Raw genomic sequence first — 15,942 nt, 5'->3', positions numbered from 1 at the left:
TCCTGCGGTGCGTGCGGGCAGATTAGGATCCCTGCCCAAGAAAGTTAAGTGTTTTTGTCGACCATTATGGTTGCTGATGTCGTTACAGGGCGACCCAAGGCCGCCCTGTAACCGTGGCAGATGCGATTTTCAGAACGAGTGCTTCAGCGTCAGCACAAAGTTCCGGCCCGGCTCGATATTGGCGAATTGCGAAACGTGCGAGTCGGTATAGATCTGGCGGTCGAAGACGTTGTTGACGTTGAACTGCACCGCCGTGTCATCGGTGATCCTGTAGGCGGCCATCAGATCGGTGCGCCAGCTTGACGGCAGGGCGGCATCGCCGTCGCCATTCTGCGAATAGCTGGCCATACGCCTGTCAACATAGGTCACGCCACCGCCCAGCGTCAGTTGCGGGCTGTAATCATAGGTCGTCCACAGCGAAAAGCTGTTGCGCGGGATCTTTACGACCTGATTTCCGGTTGCGGGGTTGGGATAGGGTTCGCCGCCGCCGCGCGGAGTGCTCCAGCCGCCGTCCTTCAGCTTGACGTCCTGATAGACATAGCCGCCCCAGATGCCCCAGCGATCATTGATCTGACCGGCAAAGCCCAGTTCGATTCCCTTGGCGGTGGTATTGCCGATATTCTCGGTCTCGCCCAGTGCGTTGGTGACGCGCGCATTGTCCTTTTCGGTCTTGAACAGCGCTGCGCTAAGCTGAAGCTGGTTGTCCAGCACCAGCCATTTCGTCCCGATCTCAAAGTTGACACTGCGTTCCGGGTCGAGACTGTCCAGATCGTCCGAGGCGTCGCTGCCCCCCGTCCCCGCGCCTTCGCCAGCCGGGTTCGATGAGGTGCTGACCGAGGCATAGACCGAGCCGTTCGCCGCCGGCTTGTAGACCACGCCGAGCATTCCGTTCAGGAAGTCAGAATCGTTGGTCTCGCTTGCGCGGGGGGCGTCATCGGTTGCAAAGGTGACGCTGTTCACGCTGTAATCGTCCCAGCGCAGGCCGACCGTCGCCTCCCATTGCGGATTGAAGGTGATGGTGTCCAGCGCATAGACGCCGCGCGTTTTCGTCGTGCTGTAGCCGGCATCGCCGCCGCGCTCGATGCTGCCGCCCCAAGGCGCGCCGGGATCGGGGTTTTCATAGGGCGCGCCCGGCATCGGGTCGGGATTGATCACCGTCAGGGTCCGACGTGTGGCCCGCGAATTGGCGATATCCACGCCGACCGCAAAGCTGTGCTCGACGCCCCAGGCCCGCGCCTCGCCCGAAAGCTGGGCGTTGAATGAGACGGTTTCGTTCACCCGGTCCGAGGCCTTGGAGCCGCGCGACACCAGCCCATCGCTGCCCGATGTCGGCGAGGTCACCACATAGGTGTTGGTATCGCGCGCCTTGCGTAACGCAGCCGTCAGCCGCAGGCTATCCGAAAAGGCGTGCTCGAACTTGATATAGCCCGAGGCGGTTTCGACCTCGCGGAAATCCCGCTCGTGCAGCCCATAGAAGGTATCGGGCGAGACATCGACCGGCAGGAAGGGGTCGGTGCGTGTGCCGGAACCGCGACGCCATTCGCCCGGTGTCGTGATATTGGACATCGGCACGCCGTAATCGGGCATATCCTCGTCCTTGTAATAGTAAAGCCCGGCAGTGACCTTGCTGCTTTCGGTCAGGCGATAGCTGAGAGTGGGCGCCACGCCGAACCGCTTGGACTTGACGCCGTCGCGCCCACCCAGATCGTCGGCATGCTGCGTCATAAGGTTCAGGCGAACCCCGACAGCGCCGAATTCCCGGTTCGAATCCAGCGTGCCGCGGACAAAGCTTCCGGTGCCAAAGGACAGCGCCACATCGTCAAAGGCGCCCGGCTGCGGAGTTTTGCTGTTCAGGCTGATGGTGCCGCCAGTCGAACCCGCACCGGAATAGACACCGCCCGGACCCTTGTTGATCTCGATCGATTCCAGGTTGAACGCCTCGTATTGCGTGCGCGAAGCGTTGCGCATGCCGTCGACCAGCACATCCTGGCTGGCCTCGAAACCGCGGATGAAAGGACGAACGCCCTGCGGGGTGCCGCCTTCGCCCGCGCCAAGGGTGACCCCCGGCGTGGTGCGCAGCACATCGGTCACCGATGTCTGGCCGCGTTCCTGCATCTGGCGCTGGGTCACGACGGTGACCGTTCTGGGCGTGTCGAGCAGCGGCGCGGTGGCCTTGTCCGAGGTGCTGTCGGTGATGGCATAGCCGGTCTGGGCCTCGTTGCCCTGTTCGCGGCGAATGACGACCGTGTCCAGAGTGACGGTGTCCTGCGCCTGAGCAGGACCGGCCACGCCGGCCGAAATGGCAAGGATGGGAAGCAGGCCCAGCGTCGGCAGCAACTGCGCTGCGGACGCTGGGGCCGGAGTCGTAGAGTGGGTTTTGTTCATGGGTTGATCCCGGCACAAAGGGTTGATCGCCGCCGCCATAGGCGGAAGCGCAATGAAAGTGCTGGCTCATCAATGGCTTGCATGTTGCGAACCGGGACAGGGACAATGCCCTTCCTGATCGCGCGTAATTCACGCAAGAGGACTAATTGTCGCAATTTGTCAAACGACGTGACGTTATATATGGCAGCGAAACCTCCCGGTGTTGCCATAATTCAACAGGCCAAACGGATTGAGCCGCGGTCTGGGACTTGGGCCCATTGCTTTGGCTTACCAAAGGAAAGCGGGGATTTATGCGCCCGGCAGGATCGCCCCACCTACCAGATGTTCCCAAAGGCAGGCAGGTCACCCACTAAATATGGATTGACCCGCGCGTCGGCCCATGGCTAACTGCAGTGGTCATGGTTGCCTCGGGGTCGACTCGGGGATGAAAAGGGAAGCCGGTGAAAAGCCGGCACTGCCCCCGCAGCTGTAAGCGGCGAGCGACGCTGGAAAACCACTGGGTCAACCCCGGGAAGGCCAGTCAAGCCGAGACCCGCAAGTCAGAAGACCTGCCAGGACGCGAAGGAACGAAACCGTGCGGCGGGCGCGGGGCTGAACGTGGTCTGGATGGGGCGACCCATCGGCCCGGCCCCCTCTTGCCTGCAAAAACACAAAAGGAGCCGAGGCATGACCATCACCGTTTATTCCAAGCCCGCCTGCGTGCAATGCACCGCCACCACCCGGGCGCTCGACGCGCGCGGACTGGCCTATCATCTGGTCGACCTGACCGAGGATGACGCGGCCATGGAAATGGTCAGCTCGCTTGGCTATCGGCAGGCCCCCGTGGTCGTCGCCGGCGAGGCGCATTGGGCAGGCTTCCGCCCCGATATGATCGGCCGCCTGTCCTGAGCGCGTGATGGGCGGGCTGATCTATTATTCCTCGGCCTCGGGGAACACGGCGCGTTTCGTCACGCGCCTGGGCCTGCCCGCCGGGCGAATCCCGGTCGCGCCTTGCGAACGGATGCCGCAGCCCGAAGCACCCTATGTGCTGATCTGCCCGACCTATGCCGACGGACAGGGGCGCGGCGCGGTGCCCAAACAGGTCATCCGCTTTCTGAACGATCCTGCCCGCCGCGCCCTGCTGCGCGGCGTGATCGGCACAGGCAACCGCAATTTCGGTGCCACCTTCGCCCTGTCTGCCGGGGTGATCTCTGCCAAATGCAACGTCCCCGCGCTTTATCGATTCGAGCTGGCGGGCGACGACAACGACCTTTCCCGCGTCCGGGCGGGACTTGAAAAATTCTGGGGGACGGAATGCTTGACGATGGCGTAAAGGCCGAGCTGGACTATCATGCGCTGAACGCGATGCTGAACCTTTACGATGGTGAAGGGCGCATCCGCTTTGAGGCGGATCGCAAGGCCGCGCGGCAGTATTTCCTGCAGCACGTCAACCAAAACACCGTCTTCTTTCACTCGCTGGACGAGAAGCTGGGCTATCTGGTCGATGAAGGCTATTATGAAGCCGAGGTGCTGGGCCAATATCCCCGCGAGTTTCTGGAGCGGATCTGGGATGCGGCCTTTCGCAAGAAATTCCGCTTTCCGACATTTCTGGGCGCCTTCAAATATTACACCAGCTACACGCTGAAGACCCGCGACGGCCGGCGTTATCTGGAACGCTATGAGGACCGGGTGGTCATGGTCGCGCTGACGCTGGCGCGCGGCGATCAGGATCTTGCCATGCGCTTCATGGAAGAAATCCTGTCGGGCCGTTTCCAGCCCGCAACCCCGACCTTTCTGAACGCCGGCAAGAAGTCACGCGGCGAGTTGATCTCGTGTTTCCTGCTGCGGCTGGAAGACAACATGGAATCGATCGGTCGCGGCATCAATTCGGCGCTGCAACTGTCCAAGCGCGGCGGCGGCGTGGCGTTGATGCTGACCAACCTGCGCGAGGCGGGCGCACCGATCAAAGGGATCGAGAACCAGTCCTCGGGCGTCATTCCGGTGATGAAACTGCTGGAGGACAGCTTTTCCTATGCCAACCAACTGGGCGCGCGGCAGGGCGCGGGCGCGGTCTATCTGAACGCGCATCACCCCGACATCCTGCGCTTTCTGGACACCAAGCGCGAGAATGCCGACGAAAAGATCCGCATCAAGACCCTGAGCCTTGGCGTGGTCATCCCGGACGTGACCTTTGAACTGGCCAAGCGCAGCGAGGACATGTACCTGTTCTCGCCCCATGACGTGGAAAAGGTCTATGGCCTGCCCTTCTCAGAGATCTCGGTGACCGAGAAATATGCCGAGATGGTGGACGACAAGCGTATCCGCAAGAAAAAGATCAGCGCCCGCGCCTTTTTCCAGACACTGGCCGAGATCCAGTTCGAAAGCGGCTACCCCTATATCATGTTCGAGGACACGGTGAACCGCGCCAACCCCGTGGCCGGCCGCATCAGCATGTCGAACCTGTGCTCGGAAATCCTGCAGGTGAACGAGGCCAGCGAGTTCCACGAGGATCTGGGCTACAAACATCTGGGCACGGATATTTCCTGCAACCTCGGCTCGCTCAATATCGCGGCAACCATGGACGGGCCGGATTTCGGCACCACCATCGAGGCGGCGGTCCGTGCGTTGACCGCGGTATCGGAAATGTCGGCCATCGAGGCCGTGCCCTCGATCCGGCGCGGCAACGACGAGGCGCATGCCATCGGTCTGGGCCAGATGAACCTGCACGGTTTTCTGGCGCGCGAGCGCATCCATTACGGCAGCCCCGAAGGGGTCGAATTCACATCGGTCTATTTCGCCGCCGTCGCCTATCACGCGATCCGGGCCTCGAACCTGCTTGCGCAGGAAAAGGGCAAAACCTTCAAGGATTTCGACAAGTCGAAATATGCCGATGGTTCGTTCTTTGACAAATACACCTCGCATGACTGGCTGCCCACGCTGCCCGATGTCGGGCGGGTATTCGAGGGCATCACGCTGCCCACGCGCGACGATTGGGCGGCATTGAAGGAAGCGGTGATGAGCCATGGGCTTTACAACCGCAACTTGCAAGCGGTGCCTCCAACCGGGTCGATCAGCTATATCAACAACTCCACCAGCTCGATCCACCCGATCGTCGCCAAGATCGAGATCCGCAAGGAAGGCAAGATCGGCCGGGTCTATTACCCCGCCGCCTTCATGACCAACGAGAACCTCGACTATTACCGCGACGCCTATGAGATCGGCCCCGAGGCGATCATCGACACCTACGCAGCCGCCACCGAGCACGTCGATCAGGGCCTGTCGCTGACGCTGTTCTTCCCGGCCGAGGCGACGACGCGGGACATCAACCGGGCCCAGATCTATGCTTGGAAGAAGGGCATCAAGACGATCTATTATATCCGGCTGCGCCAGACTGCGCTGGAAGGAACCGAGGTGCAGGGCTGCGTCTCTTGCAGCTTGTGAGCGCCGTCGCCGGTGGGGGCTGTCTGCCCCCACACCCCCGAGGATATTTGAACACGAAAGAAAGGTTCTTCGGATGAAGGATCACGCGACGCGGGCGCCAGTGCGCGCCATCAACTGGAACCGGCTGGAGGATGAGAAAGACCTGGAGGTCTGGAACCGGCTGACCGTCAACTTCTGGCTGCCCGAAAAGGTGCCGCTGTCCAACGATGAGCAAAGCTGGGCGACGCTGCGCCCCGAGGAGCGCGAACTGACCATCCGGGTGTTTACCGGGCTGACGCTGCTGGACACGATCCAGAACACTCTGGGCGCGCCTTCGATGATGCCGGACGCGCTGACCCCGCATGAGGAAGCGGTGCTGTCCAACATCGCCTTCATGGAGGCGGTGCATGCGCGCAGCTATTCCTCGATCTTCTCGACCCTGTGCCTGACGCCCGAGGTGGACGCGGCCTTTCGCTGGGCCGAGGAGAACCCGCATCTGCAGCAGAAGGCGTGGCTGGTGCTGGATAAGTACAAGCCGGGCTCGGACCCGCTGAAGCGCAAGATTGCCAGCGTCTTTCTGGAAAGCTTCATGTTCTATTCCGGCTTCTACCTGCCGATGTATTGGTCGAGCCGCGCCAAGCTGACCAATACCGCCGACCTGATCCGTCTGATCATCCGCGACGAGGCGGTGCATGGCTATTACATCGGCTACAAGTATCAGCGCGGGCTGGAGAAGCTGGATGCGGCGCGGCAGCAGGAGCTGAAGGATTTCGCCTTTGCGCTGATGTTCGATCTTTACGACATCGAGGCGAAGTACACTGCCGAGTTGTACGACGGCATCGGCCTGACCGAGGACGTCAAGGCCTTCCTGCATTACAACGCCAACAAGGCCTTGCAGAACCTGGGTTACGAGGCGCTGTTTCCCCCGCAGGCTTGCGAGGTCAATCCGGCGATCATGGCCGCCCTGTCGCCCGATAGCGAGAACCACGACTTTTTCAGCGGCTCGGGATCGTCCTATGTCATCGGCAAGGCCGTCGCGACCGAGGATGAGGACTGGGATTTCTAGGCGCGCGGCCCAAGGGCCCGGGCGCGCGCCAGCCTTTGCGCGATGGCCGAGCAGACCAGAAGTTGCGTCATGTGATAGATCATCACCGGCAGCACGGTCGCCCCGACCGTCGCCGCCGGGAAGATCGCCGTGGCGATGGGCAGCCCGCTGGCAAGGCTTTTCGTCGAACCGCAGAAAAACAGCACTGCCTGATCCTCTGGGGGCAGGCGGAACAGGCGTCCTGCCCCCGCCATGGCCCCCATCGCCAGCGCCAGGAACAGCGCGGTGATCAGGAAGCACAGCACAAGCCCCGGCACGGGAATCGCCGACCAGATGCCGGCAACGGTGCCTGCGCCGAAGGCGGAATAGACGATCAACAGGATCGACCCGCGGTCCACCACCATGGTCAGCAGCCGGTGGCGCTGAACAAAGCCGCCGATCCAGCGCCGCAGCAACTGGCCAAGGATGAACGGCAACAGTATCTGCATGGCGATTTTCTCGATGGCGTCCAGGCTTACGCCGCCGCCGTCGTGATGCAGGATGCGTGCGACCAAGAGTGGCGTCAGCACCACGCCGACGAGGTTCGACAGCGAGGCCGCGCAAATCGCCGCGGGAATATTGCCGCCCGCGATCGAGGTGAAGGCGATCGAGCTTTGCACTGTCGAGGGCAGAACGGCCAGAAACAGCAGGCCCAATGTCAGTTGGGGACCAAGCACGCCACCGAACAGCGTGGCCAGAATGATTCCCAGAACCGGAAACAGCGCGTAGGTTGCGGCAAAGGTCAGTCCCTGAAGTCTGATGTTCAGCAGCCCCGCCCGGACCGAACCCGGGTCCAGCTTGGCCCCATAAAGAAAAAAGAGCAGCGTCACCGCCCAGAAGGTGGCCCCGCGCAAGATCTCGGCCGCCAGCCCCCGCGTCGGCAGGAACAGCCCCAGCAGCACCATGCCGATCAGCAGCAGCATGTAGGTGTCGATGCCGATCCGTTTCAATGCGCGCATGGTTTTCCTCGTCCCGCGAATGCCCCTCTGTCTCATATAGATGGACGACGGGCACCGCCACCTTGCGCCGGGGAAATGGCCGCAACTCTTGCCCCTTTGGCGAAAAACCGTCACAGCAGGATATGTCCGATGCGAGAGTTCCGATGATGCGCCCCGCTTTTGCCCCATGGCTGTCCCGCACCAATGACGTGACCTCGGTCTTTCTGGCGGCGGGGCGGGTGCCTGGCCTGATCAACCTTGCCGGCGGCCTGCCCGAGCCGTCGGTCTGGCCTGTCGATGAGCTTGCCGATCTGGCCGCCCAAGCGATACGCAGCCACCCCGACGAAACGCTGGGCTATGGCCCGATCCCGGGCCTGCCGGCGTTGCGCGACCTGATCGCCGCGCGCTTTTCGACCGATACGCTGCGGCTGTCGCGCGAGAACGTGCTGATCACCACCGGCGGCATGCAGGCGCTGGAGCTGATGGGCAAGGTGCTGCTGCAACCGGGCGGGCTGATTGCGGCGCAAAGCCCGGCCTATCTGGGGGCCCTTGATGCCTGGATGCCGCATTCGCCGCAGTACCGCCCCATGCGGATCGAAGCGAACGACTTTGACCCTCATGCCGCGCTGGAGGGTGCGCAATTCGCTTATACCGTGCCGAATTTCTCGAACCCCAGCGGCAGGCTGGTGGCGTTGCCCGAGCGGCAGGCGCTGATCGCCGCCGCCCATGCGACCGGCACCTGGCTGATCGAGGACGATCCCTATGGCGCGCTTTATTATGAAGGCGAGCCCCTGCCCCGCCTGCTGGACCTTTCGGCGGCCGAGCGGCCCGGCCCCTATGACGGGCCGGTGGTCTATATGGGATCGCTTTCCAAGGAGCTGGCGCCGGGGCTGCGGATCGGCTGGGTCATCGCCGCGCCGGATATGATCGCGGCACTGGCAACTGCCAAGCAGGGCTCGGACATGTGCAGCAGCGGCCTGTCGCAGATGCTGGCGCTACGCGCGCTGGAAGCAGGGATGATCGACCGCATCCGCCCTGAGGTTCTGTCGATCTATCGCGCCCGTCGTGATGCGCTTTGCGCGGCGATGCAGGCGCATCTGGCCGAGGATCTGGACTGGCAGGTGCCGGTCGGCGGCATGTTCGTCTGGGCGACAGCCCGGGATCCGCGACTGGATACCGACCGGCTGCTGGAGCATGCAATGGCGCAGGGGGTCTGCATCTCGCCCTCCAGCGTGTTCGACCCCGAAGGGCTGGATCGGCGTTCCTTGCGGATCAACTTTACCCTGAATGCGCCCGAGCAGCTTGAGGAAGGTTGCCGCCGTCTGTCCCGCGCCATCCGTGCCGCGCTGGCCGAGGCCGGCTAAAGCGGGCGGTTGCTTGCACTGGACAGGATGTCGCGACGAGGCGACGCGGGCCGATTGGCGCTTGACAGCCGGCGCCACGCTACGGCAATGCGGGGCCGCTACGGTTCCGGCGTGATAGCGTCGGATGAAAAGGGAACATCGGTGCGCCCACCGGCCGCAATGCGGTCAGGGCGCGACCGGGGCTGCCCCCGCAACTGTACGCGGTGAGCAAAGGCCGACTACGCCACTGGGACCCACCCGGGAAGGCCGGCCCGAGCGATGATCCGCGAGCCAGGAGACCTGCCGTGGCGATCACCCATTTCCGGCGCGGGGCGCGTCAGGAAAGCGGCCTTCCGCAGAGGTGACAGTCGCCGTCCTGCGGCCGGGCTGCGCTTTCTCGGCCTTACCGCAGGACAGTTCTGCAAATCGCGGGCCGCAACCCGCGTTGGAAAGGCTTTGGAATGTTCAGAACTCCGGTTTCCGTGCTGGCCGCGACCGCCGCCCTTTTGCCCGCCGCCGCCCTTGGTCAGGACAGCCAGGATCAGGTCCTGCTGGATACGGTGATCCTGTCCGCCGGCCTGTCGCCGGTGGCGGAAAGCGCCTATGGCCGCGCCTATAGCGTCCTGACCGCCGAGGACCTGCAAAACCGCCGCGTCACCACCGTTCAGGATGCATTGCGCGCCGTGCCGGGTCTTGCCGTGACTGCGACAGGCGAAACCTTGACCAAGGTCCGTATCCGCGGCGGCGAGTCCAATCATGTTCTGGTGCTGATCGACGGAGTCGAGGCCAATTCGCCCGGCAACGGTGATTACATCTTCAGCGGCATGCTGGCCGAGGATATCGAGCGCATCGAGGTGCTGCGCGGGCCACAATCGACGATCTACGGCGCCAACGCCGCCTCCGGCGTGATCTCGATCACCAGCCGTCAAGCCTCTGCCCCGGGGCTGAGCTATGGCGGCACGGTCGAGGTCGGCGGGCTGAACACCCGCACGGCAAGCGCCTTTGTGCAGGCCAAGGGCGCACGTGGCGCAATCAGCCTTTCGGCCGTGGCGCGCCGCACCGATGGCGAGGACGCATCGCGCACTCCGGGTGGGGATACCGAGTTCAACAAGCACAAGACGCTGGGACTGAACGGGTCCTACGAATTGACCGAAGGCGTGACCGCCGGCTTTACCCTGCGCCGGACCTGGCAGGAATATGGTTATGATAACACGGTGTACCCCCCGTCAGCAGACTTCACGCCCCAGGACTATGTGGTCGATGCGCCCCAAACTGCTGACCGGAACGAGACTTACGGCTCGCTGTGGCTGGAAGCCGAGGCGTTGGGGGGCCGGCTTTTGAACCGATTCACTATTGCGGCCGCAAATCAGACCACGGACCATTTCAACGATGGCGTGCCGGATTATGACGATGGCTCGCGGTTGCGGGACTTCAAATATACCGGCACATGGGCACTGGATGGTGGCCACGCCCGCCACGCGGCGCAAAAGCTGAATTTCGCGGTGCAGAAGAAACGCGAAACCTATGAGGCATCCTTCGCAGCCGGCGGCCGGTATGAGCGGGATACGAAATCCGTTGCGCTGGAGTATCAGGGCCAGTTCGACGGGATCGGCATTCAGGCCGGGGTGCGGCGCGATTTCAACGAAGATTTCCGCAACGCCACCACCTGGAACATCGCGGGAGCCTGGCAATTGCCCGAACACGGCCTGCGCCTGCGCGCGGCGGCGGGCAAGGCCATCGTCAATCCCACCATGTTCGAGCTTTATGGCTATGTGCCGGGCAGCTACAGCGGCAACCCCGACCTGACGCCCGAAACCAGCCGCGGCTATGAAATCGGGGCAGACTGGAACTTTGCCGCGGGACAGGGCACGCTGGGGACGACGCTATTCACCAGCAAGGTCGAAGACATGATCATCGGGGCGGGCGATACATCGCAGAACCTCGATGGCACCAGCACCCGCAAGGGTGTCGAGGTCGATCTGGACTATCAGGTGACCGGCTGGCTGCGACTTGGAGCGAACTATACCTATACGGACGCCCGCACCACCGAAGGCCAGCCGATACCGCGTCAGCCGCGTCACATGCTTGGGCTGCGCGCAACAGGGGAATTCGCGCAAGGGCGCGGTTCGGTCACCGCCGATGTTCGCTATGTCGCGGGCAATTACGATGCCGAATGGTTCAGAAGCTGGACCCCGGACACCACTGAACTGCCCGATTTCGCGACCGTGAACCTTGCCGCGCAATATGACCTGACCGACAATCTCGTCGTGACCGGCCGGGTCGTAAACCTGTTCGACAAGGATTATTCCGAAGCATGGGGCTATTATGGTCAGGGTCGCACGCTTTACGCCGGCCTGACGGCGAAATGGTAAGGCGCTTTTGCCTTGCCGCCTGCCTGCTGGTGGGCCTGACCTTACCCGTTGCGGCCGATCCGCCGCGCCGGGTGCTGTCGGTCAACCTGTGCACCGACCAGTTGGCCATGTTGCTGGCCGCGCCGGGACAGCTTGTCTCGGTCTCTTATCTTGCGCAGGATCCCACGGCCTCGGCCATGGCGGACGAGGCCGCGCGCCTGCCCGTCAACCATGGTCTGGCCGAGGAGATATTCCTGATGCAGCCCGATCTGGTGCTGGCCGGAGCATGGAGCAACCCTGCGACGATCCGGCTGTTGCAGCGACTGAACATCCCGGTCGAGGTCTTTCCGGTCGAAACCGATATTCCCGGCATCCGCGCCAATATCCTGCGCATGGGCGAGGTGCTGGGCCGCCAACCCGAGGCCGAGGCCCTGCTGGCGCGTTTCGACGCCGATCTGGCACGGCTGTCCGATGCGCCCGCAAATCAACGCCCACGCGCGGCACTTTACATGGTGAATGGCTATAGCACGGGGCGCAACAGTCTGGCCGGGCAGATCGTCGAACTGGCCGGCTTTGACAATGTCGCCGATGAATTGGGCCTGCCCTCTGGCGGGGTGCTTCCGCTGGAGAGCCTGCTGCTTTCCGCACCCGACCTGCTGGTCGAGGGCCGCCGTTACCCGGGCAACTCGCGCGCGCAGGAAATGCTGGACCACCCCGCGCTGAGGGCGCTGACCAAGGGCAAGCCGGCCGAGGTGATGGGTGATCCCGATTGGGTTTGCGGCACCCCCTATATCCTTCGCGCCGTGACCCAGTTGCGCGACGCCCGCCTTGCCTTGCAGGCACCGCAATGACGGGCGGGCGCTATCCGCTGCTGATCGCCGCGCTGTCGTTGCTGGTCGTGACGCTTTTCCTGACCTCGCTGCTGACCGGCCCGGCCGGGCTTGGCATGGGCGAAAGTCTGGCAGCACTGTTTCAGGGCGGCGACGATCTGCTGCCGCTGGTCATGCGAGAGCTGCGCCTGCCGCGTGCCATCCTTGGCCTGCTGGTCGGGGCGGCGCTGGGAATGTCGGGGGCGGTGCTGCAAGGTTTCCTGCGCAACCCGCTGGCCGAGCCGGGGCTGATCGGCACCAGCGCCTCGGCCGCGCTGGGGGCGGTGCTGGCGATCCAGACCGGGCTGTCCGCCGCCTTCCCGCTGGCCCTGCCGCTGGCGTCCCTGGGGGGTGCGGCGCTTTCGGTGCTGCTGGTGCTGGCGCTGGCTGGACCACGCGGCGGCACGATGGCGCTGATCCTGGCCGGGATCGCGATTTCCGCGCTGGCTGGCGCTGGCACCTCGCTGGTGCTGAACCTTTCGCCCAACCCCTTTGCCATCAATGAAATCGTGTTCTGGATGATGGGCTCGCTGGCGGATCGGTCGATGCTGCATGTCTGGATCGCAACGCCCTTCATGATGCTGGGCTTTGCCCTGCTCTGGCCGACGCGCCGCGCGCTTGAGGCGCTGACGCTGGGCGAGGATGCGGCGGCCGCAAGCGGCGTGCATCTGGGTCGGTTGCGGCTGATGCTGGTGGCGGGCATCGCCGCGCTGATCGGCGGTGCCACGGCAGTCGCGGGCACGGTGGGTTTTGTCGGGCTGGTGGTGCCGCATGTGCTGCGCCGCGCGGTGGGCGCCAGCCCGGCGCGGCTGGTGCCTGCAGCGGCGCTTGGCGGGGCGGCGGTCGTGCTGGCCGCCGATGTGGCCGTACGGGTAATCGCGCCGGACCGCGATCTCAAGCTTGGGGTGCTGACGGCGCTGGTGGGGGCACCCTTCTTTCTGCACCTGATCCTGCAAACCCGGCGCGAAGGGCTGTGACGATGCTTGAGCTTCGCAACCTTTCGCTGAGCCGCGCCGGCGTCCCTGTTCTTGGGGGCATCGACCTGCGCCTTGGCGCGGGTGAATTCGTCGGCCTGCTGGGTCCGAACGGCGCAGGTAAAACGACGCTTTTGCGCGCTGCACTGGGGCTGCTGCCCGCACAGGGTCATTCCTCGCTGGCGGCGCTTTCGGCACGCGAACGCGCCCGCGCCGCCGCCTATATGCCGCAGGGCCGCGAAATCGCCTGGCCTATGCCGGTCGAAGCGCTGGTGGCGCTTGGCCGCATCGCCCATCCGCATTCGGCCGGCGCCGCCGACCGCGCGGCTATCGAGCGGGCCATGACCGCGCTGCATCTTGCCCCGCTGCGCCATCGCCGCGCGACCGAGCTTTCGGGCGGCGAACAGGCCCGCACGCTGATCGCCCGAGCCTTGGCGCAGGAAACGCCGCTGCTGATTGCGGACGAACCCATCGCCGGGCTGGACCCCGCCGCTCAGATCGAGGTGATGCGGCTCTTTGGCCAGATCGCCGGGCAAGGCCGCACGGTGCTGGCCTCATTGCACGATCTGGGACTTGCGGCACGGCATTGCACGCGGCTGGTGATGCTGCATCGGGGCCGTATCGCTGCGGATGGCCCGCCCGAGCAGGTGCTGACAGCCGAAAACCTTGCCCGCGTGTTCGGCATCACCGCCCATCTGGCACAGGGACCCGACGGTCTGCTGTTCCAACCGCTGGGCACGATTGGGCACGACGAAAGCCTTTGACGGCAGGCATCCTGCGGTCGGGGGATCCGTTCGAGTGATGTCATGGATCGGTAATCGGGGGCGAGACACAACCCGCCCCCGCGCAGCCTTACTGCCAGGACTTGATCAACTCGTCATAAGAGACCGTCTCGCCCTGCGGCTTTTCGTTCTCCAGCAGGCCGACGGGCGCGCCCTCGGCGGCAAGCCATTCCTGCGGGTCCTTTGCCTCGTTCAGCTTGGGTCCCAGATCACCCTGCACCCCGGACCGCTCCAACCGTTCCAGCACCCGCTCCTGTTCGGCGCATAGCGCATCCAGCGCCTCTTGCGGGGTTTTGGCACCCGAAAGCGCATCGCCGATGTTCTGCCACCAAAGCTGGGCGAGTTTCGGATAGTCGGGGATATTGGTGCCGGTCGGCGACCACTGCACGCGGGCGGGCGAGCGATAGAACTCGACCAGCCCGCCCAATTGGGGCGCGCGTTCGGTAAAGGACTCGTCCTGAATGGTGGATTCGCGGGTGAAGGTCAGCCCGACATGGGATTTCTTCGCGTCCACGGTCTTTGAGGTCACGAATTGCGCGTAAAGCCAGGCCGCCTGCGCCCGGTCCACCGGCGTCGATTTCATCAGCGTCCACGACCCCACGTCCTGATAGCCGATCTTGGTGCCCTCTGACCAATAGGCGCCGTGCGGGCTGGGGGCCATGCGCCATTTCGGCGTGCCGTCCTCGTTCATGACCGGGGTGCCGGGCTTGACCATGTCGGCGGTAAAGGCGGTATACCAGAACATCTGCTGGGCAATATCGCCACGTGCGGGAACCGGGCCGGCCTCGCCAAAGGTCATGCCCATCGCCTCGGGCGGGGTGTATTGCTTGAGCCAGTCGATGGCCTTGGTCACGGCATAGACCGCCGCCGCGTCATTGGTCGCCCCGCCCCGCGCCACGCAAGAGCCGACGGGCCGGCTGTTTTCATCGACGCGCACACCCCATTCATCGACCGGCAGGCCGTTCGGCTCGCCCTTGTCGCCCATGCCGGCCATGGACATCCAGGCATCGGTATAGCGCCAGCCGAGGCTAGGGTCCTTTTTGCCGTAGTCCATATTGCCCCAAGCCTTCGCCGGGCCGCCTTCGATATAGGACATGTCGCGGCCGGTAAAGAATTCGGCGATGTCCTCATAGGCCGACCAGTTGACCGGCACGCCAAGGTCATAGCCGTATTTGGCCTTGAAATCGTCCTGGGTTTTCTGATCGTTGAACCAGTCATAGCGGAACCAGTAAAGGTTGGCGAACTGCTGGTCGGGCAGCTGATACAGCTCTCCATCCGGGGCGGTGGTGAACTTCAGCCCGATGAAGTCGTCCAGATCCAGCGTCGGGCTGGTAAAGTCCTTGCCCTCCTCCTCCATCCACTTGGTCAGGCTGCGGGCCTGTTGATAACGCCAATGCGTGCCGATCAGGTCGCTGTCGTTGACATAGGCGTCATAGATGTTTTCGCCGGTCTGCATCTGGGTCTGCAGCTTCTCGACGACATCGCCTTCGCCGATCAGGTCGTGGGTGACCTTGATGCCGGTGATGGCGGTAAAGGCCGGGGCCAGCACCTTGGATTCGTATTCATGCGTGGTGATGGTTTCCGAGACCACCTTGATCTCCATCCCGGCCAGCGGCTGCGCGGCGTCGACGAACCACTGCATCTCTTTTTCCTGATCCTCGCGCGAGAGCGAGGACAGATCGCCAATCTCGGCGTCCAGAAACGCCTTTGCCGCCTCCATATCGGCCCAGACGGGCGCGCCCATGACCATCAGCGCAAGCGCCATGGCCGTGGTCCTTTGCATCGGTCTCATGATTTCCTCCCTTGGAATGTGACGT

12 protein-coding genes and 2 riboswitches are annotated in these 15,942 nt (G+C 63.8%); of the genes, 9 read left to right on the top strand and 3 right to left on the bottom strand.

The window, feature by feature from the left end; translation table 11 throughout:
* Positions 1-129: 129 nt before the first annotated feature.
* A complete protein-coding gene (locus tag JWJ88_RS16220) occupies positions 130-2,385 on the bottom strand; it encodes a TonB-dependent receptor (protein ID WP_205296726.1) in 2,256 nt (751 codons plus the stop codon).
* Between the two features lie 382 nt (positions 2,386-2,767).
* Positions 2,768-2,955, top strand: a riboswitch (cobalamin riboswitch).
* A gap of 96 nt (positions 2,956-3,051) precedes the next feature.
* Between JWJ88_RS16220 and nrdH the strand changes: the two genes are divergently transcribed.
* The 4 genes from nrdH (at position 3,052) to nrdF (ending at position 6,850) form a co-directional block, all read left to right on the top strand.
* Entirely contained in the window at positions 3,052-3,273 is a 222-nt protein-coding gene (nrdH, locus tag JWJ88_RS16215) for a glutaredoxin-like protein NrdH (protein WP_205296725.1), read from the top strand.
* 7 nt (positions 3,274-3,280) lie between these two features.
* A complete protein-coding gene (gene nrdI, locus JWJ88_RS16210; RefSeq protein ID WP_205296724.1) occupies positions 3,281-3,697 on the top strand; it encodes a class Ib ribonucleoside-diphosphate reductase assembly flavoprotein NrdI in 417 nt (138 codons plus the stop codon).
* Positions 3,679-5,805, top strand: coding sequence for a class 1b ribonucleoside-diphosphate reductase subunit alpha (gene nrdE, locus JWJ88_RS16205; RefSeq protein WP_205296723.1), 2,127 nt, complete (start codon positions 3,679-3,681; stop codon positions 5,803-5,805). Before nrdI ends, nrdE begins: the two co-directional genes overlap by 19 nt.
* 73 nt (positions 5,806-5,878) lie before the next feature.
* Entirely contained in the window at positions 5,879-6,850 is a 972-nt protein-coding gene (nrdF, locus tag JWJ88_RS16200; RefSeq protein ID WP_205296722.1) for a class 1b ribonucleoside-diphosphate reductase subunit beta, read from the top strand.
* On the opposite strand, the gene JWJ88_RS16195 is transcribed toward nrdF, so the two are convergent.
* Complete coding sequence (locus JWJ88_RS16195; RefSeq protein ID WP_205296721.1) at positions 6,847-7,827, bottom strand: bile acid:sodium symporter family protein; 981 nt, start codon at positions 7,825-7,827, stop codon at positions 6,847-6,849. The genes nrdF and JWJ88_RS16195 overlap by 4 nt on opposite strands.
* Positions 7,828-7,970: 143 nt before the next feature.
* Between JWJ88_RS16195 and JWJ88_RS16190 the strand changes: the two genes are divergently transcribed.
* The 5 genes from JWJ88_RS16190 to JWJ88_RS16170 all read left to right on the top strand — a co-directional run bounded on the left by JWJ88_RS16190 (position 7,971) and on the right by JWJ88_RS16170 (position 14,107).
* Complete coding sequence (locus tag JWJ88_RS16190; protein ID WP_205296720.1) at positions 7,971-9,170, top strand: aminotransferase-like domain-containing protein; 1,200 nt, start codon at positions 7,971-7,973, stop codon at positions 9,168-9,170.
* Between the two features lie 84 nt (positions 9,171-9,254).
* A riboswitch (cobalamin riboswitch) is annotated at positions 9,255-9,471 on the top strand.
* Positions 9,472-9,610: 139 nt separating this feature from the next.
* On the top strand, positions 9,611-11,521 hold the full coding sequence (locus tag JWJ88_RS16185) for a TonB-dependent receptor plug domain-containing protein (RefSeq protein WP_205296719.1): 1,911 nt from the start codon (positions 9,611-9,613) through the stop codon (positions 11,519-11,521).
* Positions 11,515-12,351 (top strand): ABC transporter substrate-binding protein, encoded by an 837-nt coding sequence (locus JWJ88_RS16180; RefSeq protein WP_205296718.1) that lies wholly within the window; start codon positions 11,515-11,517, stop codon positions 12,349-12,351. Before JWJ88_RS16185 ends, JWJ88_RS16180 begins: the two co-directional genes overlap by 7 nt.
* The gene (locus tag JWJ88_RS16175) at positions 12,348-13,346 is read left to right on the top strand and encodes a FecCD family ABC transporter permease (RefSeq protein WP_205296717.1); all 999 of its coding nucleotides are present in this window, start codon (positions 12,348-12,350) and stop codon (positions 13,344-13,346) included. Before JWJ88_RS16180 ends, JWJ88_RS16175 begins: the two co-directional genes overlap by 4 nt.
* 2 nt (positions 13,347-13,348) lie before the next feature.
* Complete coding sequence (locus JWJ88_RS16170) at positions 13,349-14,107, top strand: ABC transporter ATP-binding protein (RefSeq protein WP_240200354.1); 759 nt, start codon at positions 13,349-13,351, stop codon at positions 14,105-14,107.
* Positions 14,108-14,195: 88 nt separating this feature from the next.
* Here JWJ88_RS16170 and JWJ88_RS16165 read toward each other — a convergent pair whose 3' ends face one another.
* Positions 14,196-15,917, bottom strand: coding sequence for an ABC transporter substrate-binding protein (locus tag JWJ88_RS16165; protein ID WP_205296715.1), 1,722 nt, complete (start codon positions 15,915-15,917; stop codon positions 14,196-14,198).
* Positions 15,918-15,942: the final 25 nt, after the last annotated feature.

Source organism: Paracoccus methylovorus (assembly GCF_016919705.1).
Taxonomy (GTDB): domain Bacteria; phylum Pseudomonadota; class Alphaproteobacteria; order Rhodobacterales; family Rhodobacteraceae; genus Paracoccus; species Paracoccus methylovorus.
The sequence above is the reverse complement of the archived record's forward strand: the minus strand, read 5'-3'. Positions and strand labels throughout refer to the sequence as shown.

Bases quoted from the DNA above. Each gene is read 5' to 3' on its own strand.
- JWJ88_RS16190 (WP_205296720.1), top strand. From the start codon at position 7,971: ATGATGCGCCCCGCTTTTGCCCCATGGCTGTCCCGCACCAATGACGTG.
- nrdH (WP_205296725.1), top strand. From the start codon at position 3,052: ATGACCATCACCGTTTATTCCAAGCCCGCCTGCGTGCAATGCACCGCC.
- nrdE (WP_205296723.1), top strand. From the start codon at position 3,679: ATGCTTGACGATGGCGTAAAGGCCGAGCTGGACTATCATGCGCTGAAC.
- JWJ88_RS16185 (WP_205296719.1), top strand. From the start codon at position 9,611: ATGTTCAGAACTCCGGTTTCCGTGCTGGCCGCGACCGCCGCCCTTTTG.
- JWJ88_RS16220 (WP_205296726.1), bottom strand. From the start codon at position 2,385: ATGAACAAAACCCACTCTACGACTCCGGCCCCAGCGTCCGCAGCGCAG.
- nrdF (WP_205296722.1), top strand. From the start codon at position 5,879: ATGAAGGATCACGCGACGCGGGCGCCAGTGCGCGCCATCAACTGGAAC.
- JWJ88_RS16165 (WP_205296715.1), bottom strand. From the start codon at position 15,917: ATGAGACCGATGCAAAGGACCACGGCCATGGCGCTTGCGCTGATGGTC.
- JWJ88_RS16195 (WP_205296721.1), bottom strand. From the start codon at position 7,827: ATGCGCGCATTGAAACGGATCGGCATCGACACCTACATGCTGCTGCTG.
- JWJ88_RS16170 (WP_240200354.1), top strand. From the start codon at position 13,349: ATGCTTGAGCTTCGCAACCTTTCGCTGAGCCGCGCCGGCGTCCCTGTT.
- nrdI (WP_205296724.1), top strand. From the start codon at position 3,281: ATGGGCGGGCTGATCTATTATTCCTCGGCCTCGGGGAACACGGCGCGT.
- JWJ88_RS16180 (WP_205296718.1), top strand. From the start codon at position 11,515: ATGGTAAGGCGCTTTTGCCTTGCCGCCTGCCTGCTGGTGGGCCTGACC.
- JWJ88_RS16175 (WP_205296717.1), top strand. From the start codon at position 12,348: ATGACGGGCGGGCGCTATCCGCTGCTGATCGCCGCGCTGTCGTTGCTG.